The organism is Pseudomonas fluorescens, from assembly GCF_001902145.1.
In the GTDB taxonomy this organism is placed as follows: domain Bacteria; phylum Pseudomonadota; class Gammaproteobacteria; order Pseudomonadales; family Pseudomonadaceae; genus Aquipseudomonas; species Aquipseudomonas fluorescens_BV.
This window is the reverse complement of sequence record NZ_MRST01000020.1, coordinates 192,735-214,271: the sequence shown is the minus strand read 5'-3', so window position 1 is coordinate 214,271 and position 21,537 is coordinate 192,735. Positions and strand designations below refer to the sequence as shown.

Sequence of the window (21,537 nt, the reverse complement as noted above, 5' to 3'; positions counted from 1 at the left end):
CAAGCCTCCAGCGTACGCCCGGCCCTTTGTCCACGTCTAAAACATCGTGACATAAGCTGGGATTCCTGCGCGTTTCGCCATCCCCCTCAATTGATCACAGGCCCGAATGTCCCTTTGACTGCCATCACCAGATTGCCAATACTCATGGCATATTGACGGCCACCCGCATGAGACAAGGAATGCCCCTTTGAAGCTGGAACTCAAGAACAGCTTGTCGGTGAAGTTGCTACGGGTTGTGCTGCTGTCGGCCTTGATTGTGGGTGTGGCACTGAGCGTGGCGCAGATCGTTTTTGATGCCTACAAGACGCGCCACGCCGTGGAAGGTGATGCCCAGCGTATCCTCGACATGTTTCGTGACCCCTCAACCCAGGCCGTGTACAGCCTGGATCGCGAGATGGGCATGCAAGTGATCGAAGGTCTGTTTCAGGACGACGCCGTGCGCATGGCCTCTATCGGTCACCCCAACGAGACCATGCTGGCGGAAAAAAGCCGCGCTTTGCAGCAGTCTCCCAGCCGCTGGTTGACCGACTTGATTCTTGGCCAGGAACGTTCCTTTACCACTGCGTTGGTCGGCAAGGGCCCCTACAGCGAATATTACGGCGACCTCAGCATCACCCTCGACACCGCGACCTATGGCCGAAGTTTTCTGGTCAGCTCGGTCATCATCTTTATCTCGGGCGTATTGCGCGCCCTGGTCATGGGGCTGGTGCTGTACCTGGTGTATCACTGGATGCTCACCAAACCGCTGTCGCGGATGATCGGGCACCTGACTTCGATCAACCCGGACCGTCCCAGCGAACACAAGATCCCTCAGCTCAAGGGCCACGAACGCAACGAACTGGGGCAGTGGATAAACACCGCCAACCAATTGCTCGAATCCATCGAGCGCAATACCCACCTGCGCCACGAGGCCGAATCGAGCCTGTTGCGCATGGCCCAGTACGACTTCCTGACCGGCCTGCCGAACCGCCAGAAGTTGCAGGCGCAACTGGATAAAATCCTCACGGACGCCGGCCGCCGGCAACGCCGTGTCGCGGTGTTGTGCGTGGGGCTGGATGACTTCAAGAGCGTCAACGAGCAATTCACCTACCAGGCCGGCGACAAACTCTTGTTGGCGCTGGCTGATCGCTTGCGCGCCCATAGTGGCCGCCTGGGCACGCTCGCCCGCCTGGGCGGTGACCAGTTCGCCCTGGTACAAGCCGATATCGACCAGCCCTACGAAGCCGCCGAACTGGCGCAAAGCATTCTCGATGACCTGGAAGCAGAGTTCGCCCTTGAGCATGACCTGATCCGCCTGCGCGCCACCATCGGCATCACGCTGTTCCCGGAAGATGGCGACAGCACCGAGAAGTTGCTCCAGAAAGCCGAGCAGACCATGACCCTGGCCAAGAGCCGCTCGCGCAACCGCTATCAGTTTTATATCGCCAGCGTCGACAGCGAAATGCGCCGGCGCCGTGAACTGGAGAAAGACTTGCGAGACGCCTTGGGCCGCGAGCAGTTCCACTTGGTGTACCAGCCACAAATCAGCTATCTCGACCATCACGTGGTCGGTGTGGAAGCCCTGCTGCGCTGGCAACACCCGGAACATGGGCTGGTACCGCCGGACTTGTTTATTCCGCTGGCGGAACAGAACGGCACCATCATTCCCATTGGCGAATGGGTGCTGGACCAGGCATGCCGGCAACTGCGCGAATGGCATGACCAGGGTTTCACCGCGCTGCGCATGGCCGTCAACCTGTCCACCGTGCAACTGCACCACACCGAGTTGCCGCGGGTGGTCAACAACCTGATGCAGATCTATCGCCTGCCGCCCCGCAGCCTGGAGCTGGAAGTGACCGAGACCGGCCTGATGGAAGACATCAGCACCGCCGCCCAGCACCTGCTGAGCCTGCGCCGCTCCGGGGCGCTGATCGCCATTGATGACTTCGGTACCGGCTACTCCTCCTTGAGTTACCTCAAGAGCCTGCCCCTGGACAAGATCAAGATCGACAAGAGCTTCGTCCAGGACCTGCAGGACGACGACGATGACGCCACCATCGTGCGCGCCATTATCCAATTGGGCAAAAGCCTGGGCATGCAGGTGATTGCCGAAGGGGTGGAGACTGCCGAACAGGAGGCCTACATCATCTCCGAGGGGTGCCATGAGGGGCAGGGTTATCACTACAGCAAACCGCTGCAGGCCCGGGAGTTGACGGCTTATCTGAAGCAGTCCGAGCGCAGTAACGCCGTGAGTCTTTGAATTTACACTTCGATACTCAACATTTCCTGCGTATAAGCCTTTACACAAAATGCAAATCTTTCGCATTATGTCGCAGCGTTTGCGCTCCCCGCGCGCCCTTTCAACAACCGAAGCAGGATGTTCGCCATGATTCGTATGCCCCTGGCCACCGCCAGTCTGCTGGCCATTGCCATTTCTCTCGCCGGTTGCGGCGAAGGTAAAGACAAGGCCGCCGCGCCCCAGGCACCCGCTGCCGCCAGCACTACCGCACCGGCGGCTGCCCCGGCAGGCCAGGTCGACGAAGCGGCCGCCAAGGCCGTGGTCGCGCACTACGCAGACATGGTGTTTGCGGTGTACAGCGATGCCGAATCCACCGCAAAAACCCTGCAGACCGCAGTCGACACCTTCCTCGCCAACCCGAACGACGAAACCCTGAAAGCGGCCCGTACCGCCTGGATCGCCGCGCGCGTACCCTACCTGCAGAGCGAAGTATTCCGCTTCGGCAACACCATCATCGACGACTGGGAAGGCCAGGTGAACGCCTGGCCCCTGGACGAAGGCCTGATCGACTACGTCGACAAGTCCTACGAACACGCGCTGGGCAACCCAGGAGCCAACGCCAATATCATCGCCAATAACGAGATCCAGGTGGGCGAAGACAAGGTCGACGTCAAGGAGATCACTCCGGAAAAACTCGCCAGCCTCAATGAACTGGGCGGTTCCGAAGCGAACGTCGCCACCGGCTACCACGCCATCGAATTCCTGCTGTGGGGCCAGGACCTTAACGGCACCGGCCCAGGCGCGGGCAACCGCCCGGCGTCGGACTACATGACCGGTGACGGTGCAACCGGCGGCCACAACGAGCGTCGCCGCACTTACCTGCGCGCTGTCACCCAACTGCTGGTCAGCGACCTGCAGGAAATGGTCGGCAACTGGAAGCCCAACGTCGAAGACAACTACCGCGCCACCCTGGAGTCGGAACCTGCGACCGATGGCCTGCGTAAAATGCTGTTCGGCATGGGCAGCCTGTCCCTGGGCGAACTCGCCGGGGAGCGCATGAAGGTGTCCCTGGAAGCCAACTCGCCGGAAGACGAGCAAGACTGCTTCAGCGACAACACCCATTACTCGCACTTCTACGACGCCAAGGGCATCCGTAACGTCTACCTGGGCGAATACACTCGTGTTGACGGCACCAAGCTGACCGGCGCCAGCCTGTCGTCCCTGGTGGCCAAGGCCGACCCGGCAGCCGATGCAGCCCTCAAGGCTGACCTGGCGGCCACCGAAGCGAAGATTCAGGTGATGGTCGACCACGCCAACAACGGCGAGCACTACGACCAGTTGATCGCCGCTGACAATGAAAAGGGCAACCAGATCGTGCGTGACTCGATTGCCGCCCTGGTCAAGCAGACCGGTTCGATCGAAGCCGCTGCCGGCAAGCTGGGCATCAGTGACCTGAACCCGGACAGCGCTGATCACGAGTTCTGATCAAGCGCAGTTGAAAGAGGCGACCTGCGGGTCGCCTTTTTCATGCGCGCAATAACTGCCGCGCCTATCCCTGTGGGCTGGCTTGCCTGCGATAGCGGCGGTTCAGTCGACTAATCTGTAACTGACACACCGCCATCGCAGGCAAGCCAGTTCCCACATTGGATTGCGGGGCGTCAGGTGGATATGCGCCGGCTGGCAGGCCAGCTTCCGCAGGGGTTCTCCATCAACCGGCAGCCCTTGGTTTACAAGACCTGCACCGCAGGTAGAATGGCGCCTCTGCCCAATCACCCGAGCGAACTTCATGGCGTTGCCGACCCTGCGCATCATCGGTTTCATCATCGGCATCTTCCTGATCACCCTTGCGGTCGCCATGGTAATCCCGATGGCGACCCTGGTGATCTTCGAACGCACCAGCGACCTGCCCTCGTTCCTGTGGGCCAGCCTGATTACCTTTATCGCCGGACTGGCGCTGGTCATCCCTGGCCGCCCAGAGCATGTGCACCTGCGCCCCAGGGACATGTACTTGCTGACGGTCAGCAGTTGGGTGGTGGTGTGCATCTTCGCCGCCCTGCCCTTTTTGCTGACCCAGCACATCAGCTACACCGACTCGTTCTTTGAAAGCATGTCCGGCATCACCGCCACCGGCGCCACCGTCTTGAGCGGCCTGGACAGCATGTCGCCGGGTATCCTGATGTGGCGTTCGCTGCTGCACTGGCTCGGCGGTATCGGCTTTATCGGCATGGCGGTGGCGATCCTGCCGCTGCTGCGCATTGGTGGCATGCGCCTGTTCCAGACCGAATCCTCAGACCGCTCGGAAAAGGTCATGCCTCGCTCACACATGGTGGCGCGCCTGATCGTGGCGGCGTATGTGGGCATCACCATCTTCGGCAGCCTGGCCTTCTGGTGGGCCGGAATGGGCGTGTTCGATGCGATCAACCATGCGATGTCGGCGATTTCCACGGGTGGGTTTTCCACCTCGGACGAGTCCCTGGCCCATTGGAAACAACCGGCGGTGCACTGGGTCGCGGTGGTGGTGATGATCCTGGGCAGCTTGCCGTTCGCCCTGTATGTGGCCACATTGCGCGGCAACCGTCGGGCGCTGATCAAGGACCAGCAGGTGCAAGGCTTGCTTGGCCTGCTGCTGGTGACTTGGCTGGTACTCGGCACCTGGTACTGGTGGACCACCGACCTGCATTGGCTCGATGCCTTGCGCCATGTGGCGCTGAACGTGACGTCTGTGGTGACCACCACCGGCTTTGCACTGGGGGACTACAGCCTGTGGGGCAACTTCTCACTGATGCTGTTTTTCTACCTGGGCTTTATCGGGGGCTGCTCGGGCTCCACCGCAGGCGGTATCAAGATCTTCCGTTTCCAGGTGGCCTACATCCTGCTCAAGGCCAACTTGAATCAGTTGATCCACCCACGCGCGGTGATCAAGCAGAAGTACAACGGCCACCGCCTTGATGAAGAAATCGTACGCTCGATCCTGACCTTTTCGTTTTTCTTCGCCATCACCATCTGCATGATCGCCCTGGCCCTGTCATTGCTGGGCGTGGACTGGATGACCGCGTTGACCGGCGCCGCCAGTACCGTATCCGGCGTGGGCCCGGGCCTGGGCGAGACCATCGGCCCGGCCGGCAACTTCGCCACCCTGCCGGATGCCGCCAAGTGGATCCTGTCCCTGGGCATGTTGTTGGGGCGCCTGGAGATCATTACCGTGTTTGTGTTGTGCATTCCGGCGTTCTGGCGTCACTGACAGTCGACATTTGTTGCAAGCGCGTCCGGTATTCCCCGGGCGTTGCATCGAACCAGCGGCGAAATGCGCGGAAAAAGTTGCTCGGGTCGGCAAACCCCAGCAAATAGGCAATTTCCAGCAGGGTCATGTTGGGTTGTGCCAGGTATTGCTCGGCCAGTTCGCGCCGGGTGTCATCGAGCAAAGCCTGGAAGCTGGTGCCCTCTTCCTGCAACCGCCGCTGCAAAGTGCGCTGTGACAGGTGCAACGTCTGGGCCACCGCTTCGCGCTTGGGCTCGCCCTGAGGCAACAGGCGGCACAGCACCTGACGCGCCTTATGAGTCACGCGGCTTTCGGAAAAACGCGCCAGGTATTCACCGGCAAAGCGATCATGCAACAGCGCCATGGCTTCGTTGGCCGTGGGCAGCGGCGCCTCCATGTCAGCCTGCTCGAAAATCAGCGCGTCATAGTGTGCATTGAATTGCAAAGGCGCATGAAAGGCCTGTTGGTAGGGCGCCAGGTCCGCTGGCTGCTCGCCTTGCAGCAGCACTTTGCGGGGCTGCAGTGTGCGCCCGGTGAGCCAGCCGCACAGGGCCAGGGCGCTGGCCAGCGAGGCTTCGGCGCTTTGACGGGTGGGCGGCAGGTGATCGCCATGCACAGTCAGAATCAGCGCATAGCCTTCGGGTAAGAGTCGGAAGCTCAAGTCAGCGCTTTCGGCGATGATGCGCTGGTAGCGCACCAATCGCATAAAGCCTTCGGCCAGGGTGTTGCTGGACATCAACGCATAACCGGCAACATGAAACGAGGCAGGCCGCACCACCTTGCCCATGTTCAGGCCAATCGCCGGGTTACCCGACACCTCCACCGCGCGCTGCCACAGGCGGGTCATGGCGTCTTGCGGGAAGCGCGCATCGGGGTCACTGAGGGCCCCATAGTCCAGGCCCAGTTGCCGGAACAAGGCACGGCAATCCAGGCCATCCATTTCCAATGCCTTGACGATGCCCATCACCCAGCTTGCAGAAGTTGTTCGTTCGCTCATGGCGTCTTCTTATTGAAAGCAGGCTCAAACGGCAGCCAGGAAGCCAAGGATACTAAAGTGGCATCTATTGTCACTGGCTGTTAGCACCGATCACTCTAGACTCAAATAAGCTCCCCGCCGCGCACCCGTTGGCGGCACAACAACCAGAGGGCCGGTGACCGTGGAAAACATCAAGAAATTCAACAGTTTTGCCGAGTTCTACCCGTACTACCTGAGCGAACATGGCAACAGCACCTGCCGACGCCTGCACTTTATCGGCACCACCCTGGTAATAGGCATTCTCGCGTACGCCATCGGCAGAGGCTCATTGGTCCTGCTGCTGGCGTTGCCTCTGGTGGGCTACAGCTTTGCCTGGATTGGCCACTTCTTCTTCGAAAAGAACCGCCCCGCCACCTTTCAACACCCGTTCTACAGCTTGTTGGGGGATTTTGTGATGTACCGCGACATGATCCTCGGCAAGGTGCCGTTCTAGGGGTGTGACCTCATGTCACTTGCGACTGAACCATGAAAAATTATGCATCCGGGGAGATAAAAGTCTTTTTGTCATTTACGGTGCTGTATCCTGCCAAGGCTTTTTGAGAGCGCGGAATCACCTGCGATTGAAAAAACAGACCTTGCGAGGAGCGACCACGATGCACGAGATACCTAATCTCCCCTTCCCAAGCCTGCACCCAACTGAGCAGCCAACACCGCAGCAGGCCAGCGACAAGCAGCCTGAGGCCAAAGAAGCAAAACCAGTCGAGCGCGAAAGCCGGGACTGACGCCGTACCAGACCGTGTGGAAAGCGCACCTTTGAGCGCTTTCCACACTGCCTGAATCATCCGAGACCTTCACTATGACCACTTCCCCTCCCGACACGCCAGACGCCGCTGTACTCGACGCTGCCTTGCAGATGGTCGAAGTCTGGAACCGCCTCAGTGCCGACAAGCAAGCCGCACTGCTCAAGCGCTTCGGCACCCAGGAAAACGCCCTGGCGGCCCTGGTGACCACCCAATTGCTGGCCCCCGCCCACGCTTGATCTGCCCTAGATCTGACGTTTTACATTTTTACCGCCCTGCCCGGCCTGCGCGCCGGTATCATTAGCAGCCTATCTTTACCTGCTGCGACAGTGGATCTCTCCCATGCCAGATACCCAGCGCCCCATGGCGGTCACGCTGCAAGTCGTTTCCATCGTGCTGTTTACCTTCATCGGCTACCTGAATATCGGCATCCCCCTGGCCGTACTGCCGGGTTATGTCCATAGCCAACTGGGCTATGGCGCCGTCATTGCCGGGCTGGTGATCAGCGTGCAATACCTGGCAACCCTGCTGAGCCGCCCCTATGCCGGCAAGATCATCGACAACCTGGGCAGCAAGCGCGCCGTGCTGATCGGCCTGGTGGGCTGTGGTTTGAGTGGCGTGCTCATGTTGTTGGCGGCGTGGTTTTCCAGCCTGCCGGCCCTGAGCCTCGGCTGCCTGCTGATAGGTCGACTGGTGCTGGGCAGCGCTGAAAGCCTGGTGGGGTCGGGCGCGATTGGCTGGGGCATTGGCCGCGTCGGCGCGGCGAACACGGCCAAGGTTATTTCTTGGAACGGCATCGCCAGCTACGGCGCGCTGGCGGTCGGCGCACCGCTGGGGGTGTTGCTGGTCAGCCATTTCGGGCTGTGGAGCATGGGGGTCAGCATTATTCTGCTGGCCGTGCTGGGTGTGTTGTTGGCCTGGAAAAAACAAGCCGCGCCGATTGTGCCCGGCGTGCGTTTGCCATTCATGAATGTGCTGGGCCGCGTGCTGCCCCATGGTTGCGCGCTGGCGCTGGGCTCCATCGGCTTTGGCACCATCGCCACCTTTATCACGCTGTACTACAGCACCCAGCAGTGGGATAACGCGGTGTGGGCCTTGAGCCTGTTCGGTGCCAGTTTTATCGGCGCACGCTTGCTGTTTGGCAATTTGATCAACCGCATTGGCGGTTTTCGCGTCGCAATCGCTTGCCTGTCGGTGGAAGTGCTGGGCCTGCTGTTGCTGTGGCTGGCGCCGGATGCCCAACTGGCGTTGGCGGGTGCAGCGTTGAGCGGTTTCGGCTTTTCCCTGGTGTTCCCCGCGTTGGGGGTAGAGGCGGTCAACCTGGTGCCGGCCTCCAGCCGTGGCTCGGCGGTGGGCGCCTACTCGCTATTTATCGACTTGTCCCTGGGCATCACCGGGCCGCTGGCGGGCGCGGTGGCGGCAGGTTTTGGCTTTGCCTCGATATTCCTGTTCGCCGCCCTCGCAGCTTTCGCCGGTTTGCTGCTGAGCTTCTACCTGTACCGCCAGGCGCCCAAGGCCCGAGAAACACGCGACGCCTAGAAGTCGACCTTGCCGCGCCCGGCCTTGATGCTGCCGCGCTTGGTCTTGGACTCCAGACGGCGTTTCTTCGAACCCAGGGTGGGCTTGGTCGGACGGCGCTTTTTTTCGACCTTGGTGGCGCTCTGGATCAACTCCACCAGGCGCTCCAGCGCATCGGCGCGGTTCTGCTCCTGGGTGCGATATTGCTGGGCCTTGAGCACCAGCACGCCTTCGCTGGTGATCCGGCTGTCACGCAGCGCCAGCAGGCGCTCCTTGTAGAATTCCGGCAATGACGACGCAGGGATATCAAACCGCAGGTGCACCGCACTCGACACCTTGTTGACGTTCTGCCCACCAGCACCCTGGGCGCGAATGGCGGTCAGCTCGATCTCGGCATCGGGCAACTGTACATTGTTGGAAATCACCAGCATGAGTAACACGGTCCTCCGGAAGAAGCCCTAGGATACGCGAATGCACCTTGGCCATCTCCTCAAACAACAAACCCGGCACAAGGCCGGGTCTGCTTAACAACATTGACGCTTACTTCACCGCTGGGACCGCCATGTCCATGGACTGCTGCGCCCGCTTGTTCTTGACCCAGTAACACACACCCATGAACGCCACCCACACCGGGATCGCGTACACCGAGCGGTCAATGCCGGGAATCATCAACATGGTGCCCAGGATAAACACCACGAACGCTACGCAGATGATGTTGCCATAGGGGTACCACAGCGCCTTGAACAGCGGCACCTGGCCGGTGCGGTTCATGTGCTGGCGGAACTTGAAATGGGAGAAGCTGATCATCGCCCAGTTGATCACCAACGTGGCCACCACCAGCGACATCAGCAATTCCAGCGCGTCATGGGGCATCAGGTAGTTCATCAGCACCGCCACCAGAGTGATCGCCGCCGAGGCCAGGATCGAACGCACCGGCACGCCGCGCTTGTCGATCTTCGCCAGCGCCTTGGGCGCATCGCCCTGCTCGGCCATGCCCAAAAGCATGCGGCTGTTGCAGTAGGTGCCGCTGTTGTACACCGACAGCGCGGCCGTCAGCACCACGAAGTTGAGGATATGCGCGGCCGTGTTACTGCCCAGCATCGAGAACACCTGCACGAACGGGCTACCGCTGTAGGCATCGCCAGAGGCGTTGAGGGTCGCCAAGAGGCTGTCCCACGGTGTGAGCGACAGTAACACCACCAGGGCACCGATGTAGAAAATCAGGATGCGGTAGATCACCTGATTGATCGCCTTGGGAATCACGGTGCGTGGCTGGTCGGCTTCGGCAGCGGTAAAGCCGAGCATTTCCAGGCCGCCGAAGGAGAACATGATGATCGCCATGGCCATCACCAAGCCGCCGACGCCATGGGGGAAGAAACCACCATGCTCCCACAGGTTGCTGACCGAGGCTTGCGGGCCGCCGCTGCCGCTGACCAGCAGGTAGCTGCCCAGGGCAATCATGCCGACGATAGCCACCACCTTGATGATGGCGAACCAGAACTCGGCCTCACCGAAGACTTTGACGTTGGCCAGGTTGATCGCGTTGATCAGCACGAAAAACGCCGCCGCAGAGACCCAGGTCGGGATCTCCGGCCACCAGTAGTGCACGTACTTGCCGACGGCCGTCAGCTCCGACATACCTACCAGGATGTACAGGATCCAGCAGTTCCAGCCCGACAGGAAGCCGGCGAAACCGCCCCAGTACTTGTGGGCAAAGTGGCTGAAGGAGCCGGCGACCGGCTCCTCGACAATCATTTCGCCAAGCTGGCGCATGATCATGAAGGCGATAAAGCCGCAGATGGCATAGCCCAGGATCATCGACGGGCCGGCGGATTTGAGCACCCCGGCCGAGCCCAGGAACAGGCCGGTGCCGATGGCGCCACCAAGGGCGATCAACTGGATATGCCGGTTTTTCAGGCCGCGTTTCAGCTCGCCTGAAGAAGAATGGGGTCCACTCATGAAAAGGGTCTCACGCAAGGTTTGAAGAGTTGAATGCAGGTTGCTGCCTTGAATTACCGACTCAAGCAGCGCCGCTCAAACCCCAGCGCAGGCACCAGGAGTACAGCGTCTTTCTAATGGTCATGCGTCACCTGTTTGTTTTTATCTGTGACGAAATCGAACCCGTCCGGCTCGTGGCCAGGCGGAGTGATCAGGGGGATCAAACCCTGAGGTCTTGGCCTTTTGCGTGGGTACGCAAGGGGGGTCACAGTAAAACGCGGCGCATTGTACACCGCTCGACAGCTTCGGCACGCACCGGGAAAGTGCACCGGTGAATCTGTCAGCTAATTCTTACATCCGCGCGATAATCAACAACGCCAGGGCACTTTCGTAAACCTATCGTTACGCGCCGGAAAATCTTCGTTACAGTCAGCTTTTTGCAGCCCTCAACGGAATTCTGTCGGAAGGCAACGTTTGAAGAATCGCTTCAGCCAATTTACTGTTTTGCCTGAATAAAAAAATCCGCCAAAAAACAGAAGAAAAAATCCAAATGAAACCGTGTCAATAAATTTTTTGCATTTCGAAACACTCTCTTCTAGGTTCTTTCCACTTGCCCGCGAAGCCCGTGGGTGAGCCGTTCTCAATCAACGTCCTCTAGGAGATACACCATGCAAGCACTGGAAAACGACCTGGAAACCGAACTGCAACTCGACGATTGGTTTGAAGCGCCGACCCATGAGGCCGCCGTTGAAATGATGCAAGCCGATGCCGTTGTGCCTTTTGGCACCGCGATGTGGCCTTTCTAATACCCGGCAGGCATCCGGCAGGCGCTGTGCACGGCGCCTGCCCCCTTACCCAAGGCACAGAAGGACACCCGTCATGGACAAGGCCCGCGCCGTCGAACACTTTCTCTACTACCTTGCGCACCACCCCGCCCTCAACGGCCTGAACCGCCCCACCGTGTTGCTGGGCCATACCGAGCGCTATGACGCCATCGCACAGGCGATCACCCACGGCAGCGCCGCCCGCTTCAACTTCCAACTGCAACGCCTGGACCTGGCGCCCACCGACACCCTGGCGCAGGCCATTCAAACCTGTGACCTGTACCTGTTTCTCTACGATTCCTCCACGCTGCCCAACCCGCGCGCCGAAGGGCCTGACTTTATCCGCGCCCTGCAAGGCGTGATGGCCGAGCACTGGAAAAAATCCCTGCTGTTCAAGGATTACGGCGACTATTTCTACGACACCTTCAGCGTCGAGCCCCAACGCATCGCCGACCTCAACGCCACACTGATCCGGCGCATGGCCCAGGCCAACGTGCTGAGCTTTACCGACAAACACGGTTCGCGCCTGGAAGCGCCGATGAGCAGCATCAAGAAGTGGACCAATATCAACGGCGTCGGCAACCACGACCTGGCGCCCGGCGAAATCGCCACCCACAGCGAGGCCATCAACGGCCAGGTGCGGTTTGTCGGCACCTTCCTCAGTACCATCCCCTTTGCACGCAAATACGGCGTGCTGCAATCGCCGCTGGAGTTATGGATCGAGAACTCCACCGTTTGCAGCGTGGCCAGCGATGTGCCGGGGCTGGCGGATGATTTCAACAAGTACCTGAATGCCAACCCGTCCAACCGCCGTGTGGAGGAACTGGGCATTGGCACCAATGAAGGGGTCAAGGACCTGTATGCGCGCAATGCCGGGTTTGAAGAGCGCCACTGCGGGTTGCACCTGGGCTTGGGGGGCGGGCAGAAAGGCAGTCATCACCTGGACCTGATCTTCGCCAGTGGGGTATTGGCGCTGGATGACAAGCCGGTGTTTGATGGCTCCTTTGCCTTTTAAAAGATCAACAGACGGGTAGAGATCCCTGCGGGAGCCGGGCTTGCCCGCGATAGCGGTGGGTCAGTTAGCATAAAGGTGACTGGCCCACCGCTATCGCAGGCAAGCCAGCTCCCACAGCGGATTGCATTTCAAATTCAGATTAAAAAAAAAGCCAACCCTAGGGTTGGCGTTTTTGTGCAGCGCTTAGCGCATCACTGCGGCTTCTTGCGACCAAAACCAGGGCGCTGGCCGGAACCCGCCGGGGCGCCACGGCGCTTGCCCGACGGCTCATCGGCTACCAGTTTCGGGCCAGGGCGCTTGTTCGCCGCTGGCTTGGCTGGACGCTTGGTGCTGGCGTTATCGGCCGGGCGATCCTCACCACGGTTGCTGCGACCACCCGCCGGGGCAGGACGCGGCGTACGTGGCGCACGCTCGCCTTCCTGACGCGATGGTGCGGTGGGGCGGCGCTCGCCTTCAATGTGCGGCTGACGCGAGATACGACCGCCGGTGGCCGGTGCATCCAGCGCAGGGCGCAGGGTGCGGGCAACACGTTCGGTACGTGGCACTGGGCGCGAAGATTTACGCTGCATACGCTCAAGCTTGTCTTTGCTCTTGGCGTTCATCTGCGGCATGGCGACGGGCGCCAGGCCCACTTCGGCGCTGAGGATATCGACTTCGTACTGGCTCATTTCGCGCCAGCGGCCCATCGGCAGGTCGGAGTTCAGGAACACCGGGCCAAAACGCACGCGCTTGAGGCGGCTGACCACCAGGCCCTGGGACTCCCACAGGCGACGCACTTCACGGTTACGGCCTTCCATCACCACGCAGTGGTACCAGTGGTTGAAACCTTCGCCACCCGGCGCCTGCTTGATGTCGGTGAACTTGGCCGGGCCGTCTTCGAGCACCACGCCCGCCTTGAGGCGTTCGATCATCTCGTCATCGACTTCACCACGTACACGCACGGCGTATTCACGGTCCATCTCGTAGGACGGGTGCATCAGGCGGTTGGCCAACTCACCGTCGGTGGTGAACATCAGCAAGCCGGTGGTGTTGATATCCAGGCGGCCGATGTTGATCCAGCGGCCTTCTTTAGGCTTGGGCATCTTGTCGAACACGGTCGGACGGCCTTCCGGGTCGTCACGGGTGCAGATCTCGCCGTCGGGCTTGTTGTACATGATCACACGGCGCACCGATTCGGCGGCCTCTTCACGCTTGATGACCTTGCCATCAATGGTGATTGCATCGTGCAGGTCGACGCGCTGGCCAAGGGTGGCCTCGACGCCGTTGACCTTGATGCGCTTCTGGGTGATCCAGGCTTCGACGTCGCGGCGCGAGCCCACGCCGATACGCGCCAGCACCTTTTGCAGTTTTTCGCCTGCTGGGCCGATTTCCTGGTCTTTCTGGTCTTGGTCATTCATCGTAAGCACCTCCCGGTGGGTCGATTCAGGCGTGGCCTGAGGGTATTGAAAGCGGGGCCTTGGCCAAATAGCTCGGCAAGGGGCCGCGAATCATACGCGCATGGCGCGTGTTGCGCATCACAGACTAGTCGATAACGCCCAGCTCATTTGCATTTCCGCCGACCGGTGGCCCCCAGGGCCAGCAATCGCAGTTCGGCTTCGGCCAATACCGTGCGCTTGTCGGCTTTGTCGAGTTTCTTCCAGGCGCGGATTTCGCGCTTGCTGCGGCCACAGCCGACGCAGATGTCGTCGCTGAATTTGCAGATGCTGATGCACGGGTCTTTGGTCGAACTCATACACTTCCCCAGGCGACGCTGATTAAATGTGGGAGCGGGCTTGCTCGCGAATGCGGTGGTTCAGTCAATGTATCTGCAAGCTGATACACCGCATTCGCGAGCAAGCCCGCTCCCACATGGGGTATTGCGGTGTTTGGAAATACCGGGTCAGTCTTCGAGCTGACGGCGTTCGTTTTCGATGGCTTCGGCCAACGCCCGGGCTTCGTCTTCTTCGTCGCTCAGGGGCGGCTGTTCGAGGGCGGCAACGGCGGCCAGGAGTTTTTCCCGGGCGTCGGCCACGCCGAGAATATCTTCCTCGGTGTGGACCTCAGGCTCGGATTCAACGTTCACCTGGGTTTCCGACTCCGCCCCACCGTCACGCAGCAAATCGTCGAAGTCGGTCTTTATCCCCTGCTCCATATCGTCCAGCTCCAGCAATAGCGTATGGAAACTGGTCTCGTCCTTGGGCTCCTCCGGCTCGGCGCTGGCGTCGGCCAGTTCCTGCAGGCTTTGCGGCACCGGCGCGTCGTCGAAGTCGAGCACAGGCTCGGCCTCCATTTCGCGCAGCTCGGCCAGGGGTGGCAGGTCGTCGAGGTTTTTCAGGTTGAAGTGATCGAGAAACACCTTGGTGGTGGCGAACATGGCCGGTTTGCCCGGCACATCGCGGTAGCCAACAATACGGATCCACTCACGCTCAAGCAAAGTCTTGACGATATGGCTGTTGACCGCCACACCACGCACATCTTCGATCTCGCCCCGAGTGATGGGCTGGCGATAGGCGATCAGCGCCATGGTCTCCAGCATCGCGCGGGAGTAGCGCTGCGGGCGTTCTTCCCACAAACGCCCGACCCACGGTGAAAACTTCTCACGGATCTGCAGGCGGTAACCCGACGCCACTTCGCGCAGTTCAAAGGCACGGCCCTCGCAGGACTTGCGCAGGATCTCCAAGGCCTTCTTGAAGACCGGCGGCTCCGGGCGTTCGGCCTCTTCAAAGAGTTCGAACAGGCGCTCCAGAGATTGCGGTTTACCCGAGGCCAGGAGAAAGGCCTCCAGCAAAGGGGCCAGTTCGCGGGGTTCAGTCAGATTCATCGATTCAGCTCGTTATTCGGCTCGCGCCCGCACGTGGATAGCCGCAAAAGGCTCATTCTGCACCAGCTCGACCAAGGATTCCTTGACCAGCTCAAGGATCGCCATAAAGGTCACCACCACGCCCAGTCGGCCCTCTTCGGCAGTAAACAACTCGACAAAGGGCACAAAACCACCGCCCTTGAGACGTTCCAGCACATCGCTCATGCGCTCGCGGGTGGACAGCGCTTCACGGCTGACCTGGTGGCTCTCGAACATATCGCCACGACGCAGTACTTCGGCCATGGACATCAGCAATTCTTCCAGGCTCACGTCTGGCAGCAACTTGCGCGCACGCGCCTCGGGGGCATCGAGCTTGGGTACCACCACATCACGGCCCACACGGCTCAGGCCGTCGATACCTTCGGCGGCGGCCTTGAAGCGTTCGTACTCCTGCAGGCGGCGGATCAGCTCGGCGCGCGGGTCATCCTCTTCGGCCTCCACCGTCTCCGAGCGCGGCAACAGCATGCGCGACTTGATCTCGGCGAGCATGGCCGCCATCACCAGGTACTCGGCGGCCAGCTCCAGGCGCACCGACTGCATCAGCTCGACGTAGCCCATGTACTGGCGGGTGATCTCTGCCACCGGGATGTCGAGGATGTTGATGTTCTGCTTGCGGATCAGGTACAGCAGCAAGTCCAGCGGGCCTTCGAAGGCTTCAAGAAAAACCTCCAGGGCGTCCGGTGGGATGTACAGGTCCAGGGGCATTTCCATGACCGCCTGGCCGTACACCATGGCAAATGGCAGTTCCTGCTGGGCGCCAGCCTGAGGATCAGCGGCTTCCACGGCCGACATTCAGGCCTCGACCATGAACGGAGTCGGGTCGCCACAACCCACACGCACCACTTCTGGCTCGCCGTCGGCCAGGTTGATCACCGTGGAGGCCTTGTTGCCGCCGTAGCCGCCGTCGATGATCAGGTCGACGTGCTTCTCCAGCAAACGGCGCATTTCGTACGGGTCGTACAATGGCTCGGTTTCGCCCGGCAGGATCAACGACACGCTCATCAGCGGTTCGCCCAACTCGGCCAACAGCGCCAGGGCAATCGGGTGTTCCGGCACGCGCAGGCCAATGGTGCGCTTTTTCGGGTGCAGCAACAGACGCGGTACTTCACGGGTGGCGTTGAGGATGAAGGTGTAGGGCCCCGGCGTGTGGGCCTTGAGCAGGCGGAAGGTACCGGTGTCGACCTTGGCGAACAGCCCGAGCTGGGACAAGTCGCTGCAGATCAGCGCAAAGTTGTGCTTGTCGTCCAGCTGGCGCAGGCGTCGTACCCGCTCGACCGCGCTCTTGTCGCCGATCTGGCAGCCAATGGCGTAGGACGAATCCGTCGGGTAGATGACTACACCACCGGCACGGATGATCTCCACGGCCTGCTTGATCAGGCGCGCCTGAGGGTTTTCCGGATGAATCTGGAAGAATTGGCTCACGTACTCTACCTGTTCAGACGGTGGCAATAATGGGGTCATGCTTGAATCGCCCCCACAACAGCGGCAGATCTTCCGGGACCTGGCGATACTCGCCAATCTCGGACCAGCCGCCTGGGCCATGAAAATCACTGCCGGCACTGACCAGCAGACCAAATTCGCGGGCAAGGATCGCCAGGCTGCCGACCTGTTCGGCGGGTTGATGCCCGTTGACCACCTCAATGGCGTGGCCACCCGCTCCAATATAGTCGCTGATCAGCTTGCGGCGCTTGCTGCGGGTGAAATCGTAATGCCAGGGATGCGCCAGGCTGACCCAGGCCCCGGAGGCCCGCAGGGTCTGGACGGTGTCTTCCAGGGTCGGCCAGTGCAGCTTCACATCGCCCAACTTGCCGGCGCCCAGCCATTTGCGAAAGGCTTCGGCACGATCCTTCACATACCCTTCACGCACCATCCAGTCGGCAAAGTGCGGACGGGCCGGTGCGTTGCCGCTGTCGCCCAGTTCCTGCTGGACAGCACGGGCGCCGTCGAGGGCACCTGGCATGCCTTTGAGGCTGAGCTTGCGGCTTATTTCTTCGGACCGCAGCCAGCGGCCATCGTGCAATTGGGCAATCGCCGCGACCAAGGGCGGGGCCTTTTGATCAAAACCGTAGCCCAGCACATGGATGGTGGCGCCGCCCCAAGTGCAGGACAATTCCACGCCGTTGACCAGCTGCATACCCAGGGAGTGCGCGGCCTGGCGGGCTTCGTCGAGGCCTTCAAGGGTGTCATGGTCGGTCAATGCCAAAACTCGCACGCCTTTTTCAAACGCACGCGCAACCAGTACCGCGGGCGCCAGGGCGCCGTCGGAGGCCGTGCTGTGGCAGTGCAAATCAACATTCACGGGGGTGTGTAACCTCAAGTCAGCTGGCGCTATCGCAACCAAGGATGTTTGTTATTATGCCGCCACATCCAGCTTCTGGCTCTTACTGTGAAACAATTCATCGACTTCATCCCGCTGTTGCTGTTTTTCATCGTTACCAAACTCGACCCCAGGGTCATCGAAATCGCCGGCCACCAACTATCGTTCGGGGGTATCTACAGCGCCACGGCCGTACTGATCGTCAGCTCCATCGTGGTCTACGGTGCCATCTTCATCTCCCAGCGCAAGCTGGAAAAAAGCCAATGGCTCACCCTCGTCGCCTGCCTGGTGTTCGGTGGCCTGACCCTGGCCTTCCACAGCGAAACCTTCCTTAAATGGAAAGCCCCGGTGGTGAACTGGCTGTTCGCCCTGGTGTTTATCGGCAGCCACTTCATCGGTGACCGCCTGCTGATCAAGCGGATCATGGGCCATGCGCTGACCTTGCCGGAGCCGGTATGGGTGCGTCTGAACGTGGCCTGGATCGTGTTTTTCCTGTTCTGCGGTGCCGCCAACCTGTTCGTGGCCTTTACCTTCCAGGATTACTGGGTCGACTTCAAAGTGTTCGGCAGCCTGGGCATGACCGTGCTGTTCTTGATCGGCCAGGGTATCTACCTGTCGCGTCACCTGCATGACACCACACCGAAAACCGAGGACTGACATGCTCTACGCCATCATTGCCACCGACGTTGCCAACTCGCTGGAAAAACGCCTGAGCGTACGCCCGGCCCACGTCGAGCGCCTCAAACAGCTGCAAGCCGAAGGCCGCATCGTACTGGCCGGCCCGCACCCGGCCGTCGACAGCAACGACCCGGGCGACGCCGGTTTCAGCGGAAGCCTGATCGTGGCCGAGTTCGCCTCCCTGGCCGACGCCCAGGCCTGGGCCAAGGCTGACCCTTATGTCGCAGCAGGCGTCTACGCCGATGTGGTGATCAAGCCGTTCAAGCAAGTCTTGCCTTGAGCCTGGCTGCGTCGAACCTAATCGTTTCGGCGTACTCCTAATGGCTCACGGCGTCACCGGTGGGGCCTTCGCCGCCGACAATGGCTAAATTGAGTGAGTCATGAGCGAGCTGTTACTGATAGATGATGACCAGGAGCTCTGTGAGCTGCTGACCAGTTGGTTGAGCCAGGAAGGTTTCCAGGTACGCGCCTGCCACGACGGCTTGAGCGCCCGAAAAGCCCTGGCCGACAGTGCGCCTGCGGCCGTCGTGCTCGACGTGATGCTGCCCGACGGCAGCGGCCTGGAGTTGCTCAAGCAATTGCGCAACGACCACCCGGAGCTGCCGGTGCTGATGCTCTCGGCCCGGGGCGAACCCCTGGACCGCATCCTCGGCCTGGAACTGGGCGCCGACGACTACCTGGCCAAGCCTTGCGATCCGCGCGAGCTGACGGCGCGCCTGCGCGCCGTGTTACGCCGCAGCCACCCGGCCGCGGTGTCGACTCAGCTTGAGCTGGGCGACCTGTGTTTCAGCCCGGTGCGCGGCGTGGTCAGCATCGATGAACAGGAGTTCGCCCTCACCGTCTCCGAAAGCCGCCTGCTCGAAGCCCTGCTGCGCCAGCCCGGCGAGCCCCTGGATAAACAGGAACTGGCGCAGATCGCCCTGGGCCGCAAGTTGACCCTGTATGACCGCAGCCTGGACATGCACGTCAGCAACCTGCGCAAAAAGATCGGCCCACACCCCGATGGCCGGCCACGCATCGTGGCGCTGCGTAGTCGTGGTTACTACTACAGCCTGTAGGAGCGAGCTTGCTCGCGAAAAACGCCAACGATAACGCAGGCATCCTGATTAAACGCGGTGCCTCTACGCTCTTCGCGAGCAAGCTCGCTCCTACAGAGACAGGGTTTTGTCAGCTTCTATCAAAACCGTCTTTACCGAAGCTTTACCCTCCCCTGACCGCCGCTGACCTTGCCCTGCGTAACCTACTCACATCCGGACTCACCGGAATAGAGACAGGAGAATCACCATGCGCAAGACCCTTATCGCTTTGATGTTCGCCACTGCCCTGCCCACCGTTGCCATGGCAATGCCGGAAGGCCCAGGCCCGATGGGTGGTCCTGAAAGCCACATGATGGGCGGCCCAGGCCACGGTGAACACGGTCCGCGTGGCAAAGGCGGCCCGCTCAGCCAGCTGGACTTGAGCAAGGAACAGCGCGAGCAGATCCGCAAGCTGATGGGTGACCAATGGCACGCCCGCAAAGACCTGGTCAAAAAATACCTGGACAAACTCCCAGCCGCTGACCAGAAGGCCATGCAGGACGAAATCGCCGCCGGCAAGCAGAAAACCCAGACCGATATCCGTGCCGTGCTCAAGCCCGACCAACAGAAGAAGTACGACGAGATCGTCAAGAAGCAAGCCGAGCGCCGCGCCGAATGGAAAGAGTTCCAGGACTGGAAAGCCCAGCAAGCGCAAAAAGCGCAATAATGGCCTAGCTTCACCCCAGCCCAGTGGTTCGCGCCGCTGGGCTTTTCCTGTTTGAGGGTTTCCTGTGCGTTCATTGTTCTGGCGTATCCTGGCGAGTTTCTGGCTGGCCATCGCCCTGGTTGCCGGTTTGTCGATCCTGCTTGGGCACATGCTCAACCAGGACGCCTGGATTCTCAGCCGCCACCCTGGCCTCAACAACCTGGCCCAAGAGTGGACGCAGCTCTACGAAACCCAGGGCGAAGACGCCGCCCAAGAGTTGCTGCAGCAGCGCAAACGCCAGTACCACATCGACGTGCAAGTGCTTAACGAAAGCGGCGAGCCGGTGGTGCGCGGCACCTTCCCGCGCCGCGCCGCCGCCTTCGAAGCCCGGCAGAACGACAGCCAGGATGGCCACCTGCCGTGGCGACGCCTGACCGCCGAGTACACCAGTGACAAAACCGGCGATACCTACCTGCTGATCTACCGTATTCCTCACCCGGAGCTGGACGCCTGGCACCGCAGCAGCCTGCTGTGGCCGCTCAGTGCATTGGCGATTACCCTGGTGGTGCTGACCCTGTTCAGCCTGCTGGTGACCTTGTCCATCACCCGCCCTCTGAGCCGTCTGCGCGGCGCGGTGCATGACCTGGGGCAAACCACCTATCAGCAAAACAGCCTGGCGCAGCTGGCCAATCGGCGTGATGAGTTCGGCGTGCTGGCCAACGACTTCAACCGCATGGGCGCCCGCCTGCAAAGCCTGATCGGCAGCCAGCGCCAGTTGCTGCGCGACGTCTCCCACGAACTGCGCTCGCCCCTGGCACGCTTGCGTATCGCCCTGGCCCTGGCCGAACGCGCCAGCCCCGAAGAACGGGAAAAACTCTGGCCGCGCCTGACCCGCGAATGCGATCGCCTGGAAGCCTTGATCAGCGAGATTCTGGTATTGGCACGGGTCGACGCCGACAACGCCAGCGCAGAAGACATCGACCTCAACCCGTTGCTTAGAACGCTGCAAAAGGACGCCCAACTCAGTGCCCCCGAGCAAGTGGTGCAACTGACGACTGCCAATGATTTGCAGCTTAAAGGCTGGCCGACCATGATCGAACGCGCCGTGGATAACCTGCTGCGCAATGCCCAGCGCTTCAACCCGGTTGGCGAACCGATTGAATTGCAGGCCCGGCATCAAGACGGGCGCATTCTGATCAGCGTACGCGACCACGGCCCCGGCGTGGAGGCCGAGCACCTGAGCCAATTGGGCGAGCCGTTCTACCGTGCCCCCGGCCAGACCGCCCAAGGCCATGGCCTGGGCTTGGCCATCGCTCGTCGCGCCGCCGAGCGCCACGGCGGCAACCTGATCCTGGCCAACCATCCCGATGGCGGCTTTATCGCCAGCATCGAACTGCCCTTGATCCCTGGGGTTGCCACACCGGTGGGATGAT

22 protein-coding genes are annotated in these 21,537 nt (G+C 61.0%); 13 read left to right on the top strand and 9 right to left on the bottom strand.

Going from position 1 to position 21,537, the window contains the following annotated elements:
• The first annotated feature begins 187 nt into the window (after window positions 1-187).
• The 3 genes from BUE92_RS08220 to BUE92_RS08210 all read left to right on the top strand — a co-directional run bounded on the left by BUE92_RS08220 (window position 188) and on the right by BUE92_RS08210 (window position 5,459).
• Window positions 188-2,239, top strand: a complete 2,052-nt coding sequence (locus tag BUE92_RS08220; RefSeq protein ID WP_073523000.1) for a putative bifunctional diguanylate cyclase/phosphodiesterase — start codon at window positions 188-190, stop codon at window positions 2,237-2,239.
• Between the two features lie 126 nt (window positions 2,240-2,365).
• A complete protein-coding gene (locus tag BUE92_RS08215) occupies window positions 2,366-3,703 on the top strand; it encodes an imelysin family protein (RefSeq protein WP_073522999.1) in 1,338 nt (445 codons plus the stop codon).
• Between the two features lie 301 nt (window positions 3,704-4,004).
• Entirely contained in the window at window positions 4,005-5,459 is a 1,455-nt protein-coding gene (locus BUE92_RS08210; RefSeq protein ID WP_073522998.1) for a TrkH family potassium uptake protein, read from the top strand.
• Here the strand turns inward: BUE92_RS08210 and BUE92_RS08205 are convergent.
• Entirely contained in the window at window positions 5,416-6,474 is a 1,059-nt protein-coding gene (locus BUE92_RS08205; protein WP_073522997.1) for an AraC family transcriptional regulator, read from the bottom strand. The genes BUE92_RS08210 and BUE92_RS08205 overlap by 44 nt on opposite strands.
• 160 nt (window positions 6,475-6,634) lie before the next feature.
• Between BUE92_RS08205 and BUE92_RS08200 the strand changes: the two genes are divergently transcribed.
• From BUE92_RS08200 to BUE92_RS08190, 3 genes are all read left to right on the top strand, one after another.
• On the top strand, window positions 6,635-6,946 hold the full coding sequence (locus BUE92_RS08200; protein ID WP_073523107.1) for a DUF962 domain-containing protein: 312 nt from the start codon (window positions 6,635-6,637) through the stop codon (window positions 6,944-6,946).
• Window positions 6,947-7,309: 363 nt separating this feature from the next.
• Window positions 7,310-7,492, top strand: a complete 183-nt coding sequence (locus tag BUE92_RS08195) for a hypothetical protein (RefSeq protein WP_073522995.1) — start codon at window positions 7,310-7,312, stop codon at window positions 7,490-7,492.
• A 103-nt stretch (window positions 7,493-7,595) separates the two neighbouring features.
• Window positions 7,596-8,792, top strand: coding sequence for an MFS transporter (locus BUE92_RS08190; RefSeq protein WP_073522993.1), 1,197 nt, complete (start codon window positions 7,596-7,598; stop codon window positions 8,790-8,792).
• Here the strand turns inward: BUE92_RS08190 and arfB are convergent.
• Both arfB and BUE92_RS08180 read right to left on the bottom strand, forming a co-directional pair.
• A complete protein-coding gene (gene arfB / locus BUE92_RS08185; protein ID WP_003193787.1) occupies window positions 8,789-9,202 on the bottom strand; it encodes an alternative ribosome rescue aminoacyl-tRNA hydrolase ArfB in 414 nt (137 codons plus the stop codon). The genes BUE92_RS08190 and arfB overlap by 4 nt on opposite strands.
• 109 nt (window positions 9,203-9,311) lie before the next feature.
• Window positions 9,312-10,730, bottom strand: a complete 1,419-nt coding sequence (locus tag BUE92_RS08180) for an amino acid permease (RefSeq protein WP_057710461.1) — start codon at window positions 10,728-10,730, stop codon at window positions 9,312-9,314.
• Window positions 10,731-11,377: 647 nt separating this feature from the next.
• Here BUE92_RS08180 and BUE92_RS28465 point away from each other — a divergent pair.
• A complete protein-coding gene (locus tag BUE92_RS28465) occupies window positions 11,378-11,515 on the top strand; it encodes a hypothetical protein (protein ID WP_003175756.1) in 138 nt (45 codons plus the stop codon).
• A gap of 73 nt (window positions 11,516-11,588) precedes the next feature.
• Window positions 11,589-12,548 (top strand): leucyl aminopeptidase, encoded by a 960-nt coding sequence (locus tag BUE92_RS08175; RefSeq protein ID WP_073522992.1) that lies wholly within the window; start codon window positions 11,589-11,591, stop codon window positions 12,546-12,548.
• A 191-nt stretch (window positions 12,549-12,739) separates the two neighbouring features.
• Here the strand turns inward: BUE92_RS08175 and rluB are convergent, their stop codons facing one another.
• The 6 genes from rluB to BUE92_RS08145 form a co-directional block, all read right to left on the bottom strand.
• A complete protein-coding gene (rluB, locus tag BUE92_RS08170; RefSeq protein WP_073522991.1) occupies window positions 12,740-13,945 on the bottom strand; it encodes a 23S rRNA pseudouridine(2605) synthase RluB in 1,206 nt (401 codons plus the stop codon).
• Between the two features lie 143 nt (window positions 13,946-14,088).
• Window positions 14,089-14,280: a DUF1289 domain-containing protein gene (locus BUE92_RS08165; protein ID WP_073522990.1), complete on the bottom strand. Its 192-nt coding sequence runs from the start codon at window positions 14,278-14,280 to the stop codon at window positions 14,089-14,091.
• A 147-nt stretch (window positions 14,281-14,427) separates the two neighbouring features.
• The gene (gene scpB / locus BUE92_RS08160) at window positions 14,428-15,348 is read right to left on the bottom strand and encodes an SMC-Scp complex subunit ScpB (protein ID WP_073522989.1); all 921 of its coding nucleotides are present in this window, start codon (window positions 15,346-15,348) and stop codon (window positions 14,428-14,430) included.
• A 12-nt stretch (window positions 15,349-15,360) separates the two neighbouring features.
• Entirely contained in the window at window positions 15,361-16,059 is a 699-nt protein-coding gene (locus tag BUE92_RS08155; RefSeq protein ID WP_164365898.1) for a segregation and condensation protein A, read from the bottom strand.
• 120 nt (window positions 16,060-16,179) lie between these two features.
• A complete protein-coding gene (locus BUE92_RS08150) occupies window positions 16,180-16,809 on the bottom strand; it encodes an L-threonylcarbamoyladenylate synthase (RefSeq protein ID WP_143169960.1) in 630 nt (209 codons plus the stop codon).
• Between the two features lie 13 nt (window positions 16,810-16,822).
• Complete coding sequence (locus BUE92_RS08145; RefSeq protein ID WP_073522987.1) at window positions 16,823-17,686, bottom strand: PHP domain-containing protein; 864 nt, start codon at window positions 17,684-17,686, stop codon at window positions 16,823-16,825.
• 87 nt (window positions 17,687-17,773) lie between these two features.
• On the opposite strand from BUE92_RS08145, the gene BUE92_RS08140 reads away from it, so the two are divergent.
• The 5 genes from BUE92_RS08140 to BUE92_RS08115 all read left to right on the top strand — a co-directional run bounded on the left by BUE92_RS08140 (window position 17,774) and on the right by BUE92_RS08115 (window position 21,536).
• A complete protein-coding gene (locus BUE92_RS08140; RefSeq protein ID WP_073522986.1) occupies window positions 17,774-18,361 on the top strand; it encodes a septation protein A in 588 nt (195 codons plus the stop codon).
• A 1-nt stretch (window position 18,362) separates the two neighbouring features.
• A complete protein-coding gene (locus BUE92_RS08135; protein ID WP_073522984.1) occupies window positions 18,363-18,662 on the top strand; it encodes a YciI family protein in 300 nt (99 codons plus the stop codon).
• Window positions 18,663-18,762: 100 nt separating this feature from the next.
• Window positions 18,763-19,440 carry a response regulator transcription factor gene (locus BUE92_RS08130; protein WP_003193803.1) on the top strand — a complete coding sequence of 226 codons (678 nt, stop codon included), beginning with the start codon at window positions 18,763-18,765 and terminating at the stop codon, window positions 19,438-19,440.
• A 226-nt stretch (window positions 19,441-19,666) separates the two neighbouring features.
• The gene (locus BUE92_RS08120; RefSeq protein WP_073522980.1) at window positions 19,667-20,125 is read left to right on the top strand and encodes an LTXXQ domain protein; all 459 of its coding nucleotides are present in this window, start codon (window positions 19,667-19,669) and stop codon (window positions 20,123-20,125) included.
• A 64-nt stretch (window positions 20,126-20,189) separates the two neighbouring features.
• The gene (locus tag BUE92_RS08115) at window positions 20,190-21,536 is read left to right on the top strand and encodes a sensor histidine kinase (RefSeq protein WP_073522979.1); all 1,347 of its coding nucleotides are present in this window, start codon (window positions 20,190-20,192) and stop codon (window positions 21,534-21,536) included.
• The last annotated feature ends 1 nt before the right edge of the window (window position 21,537 follow it).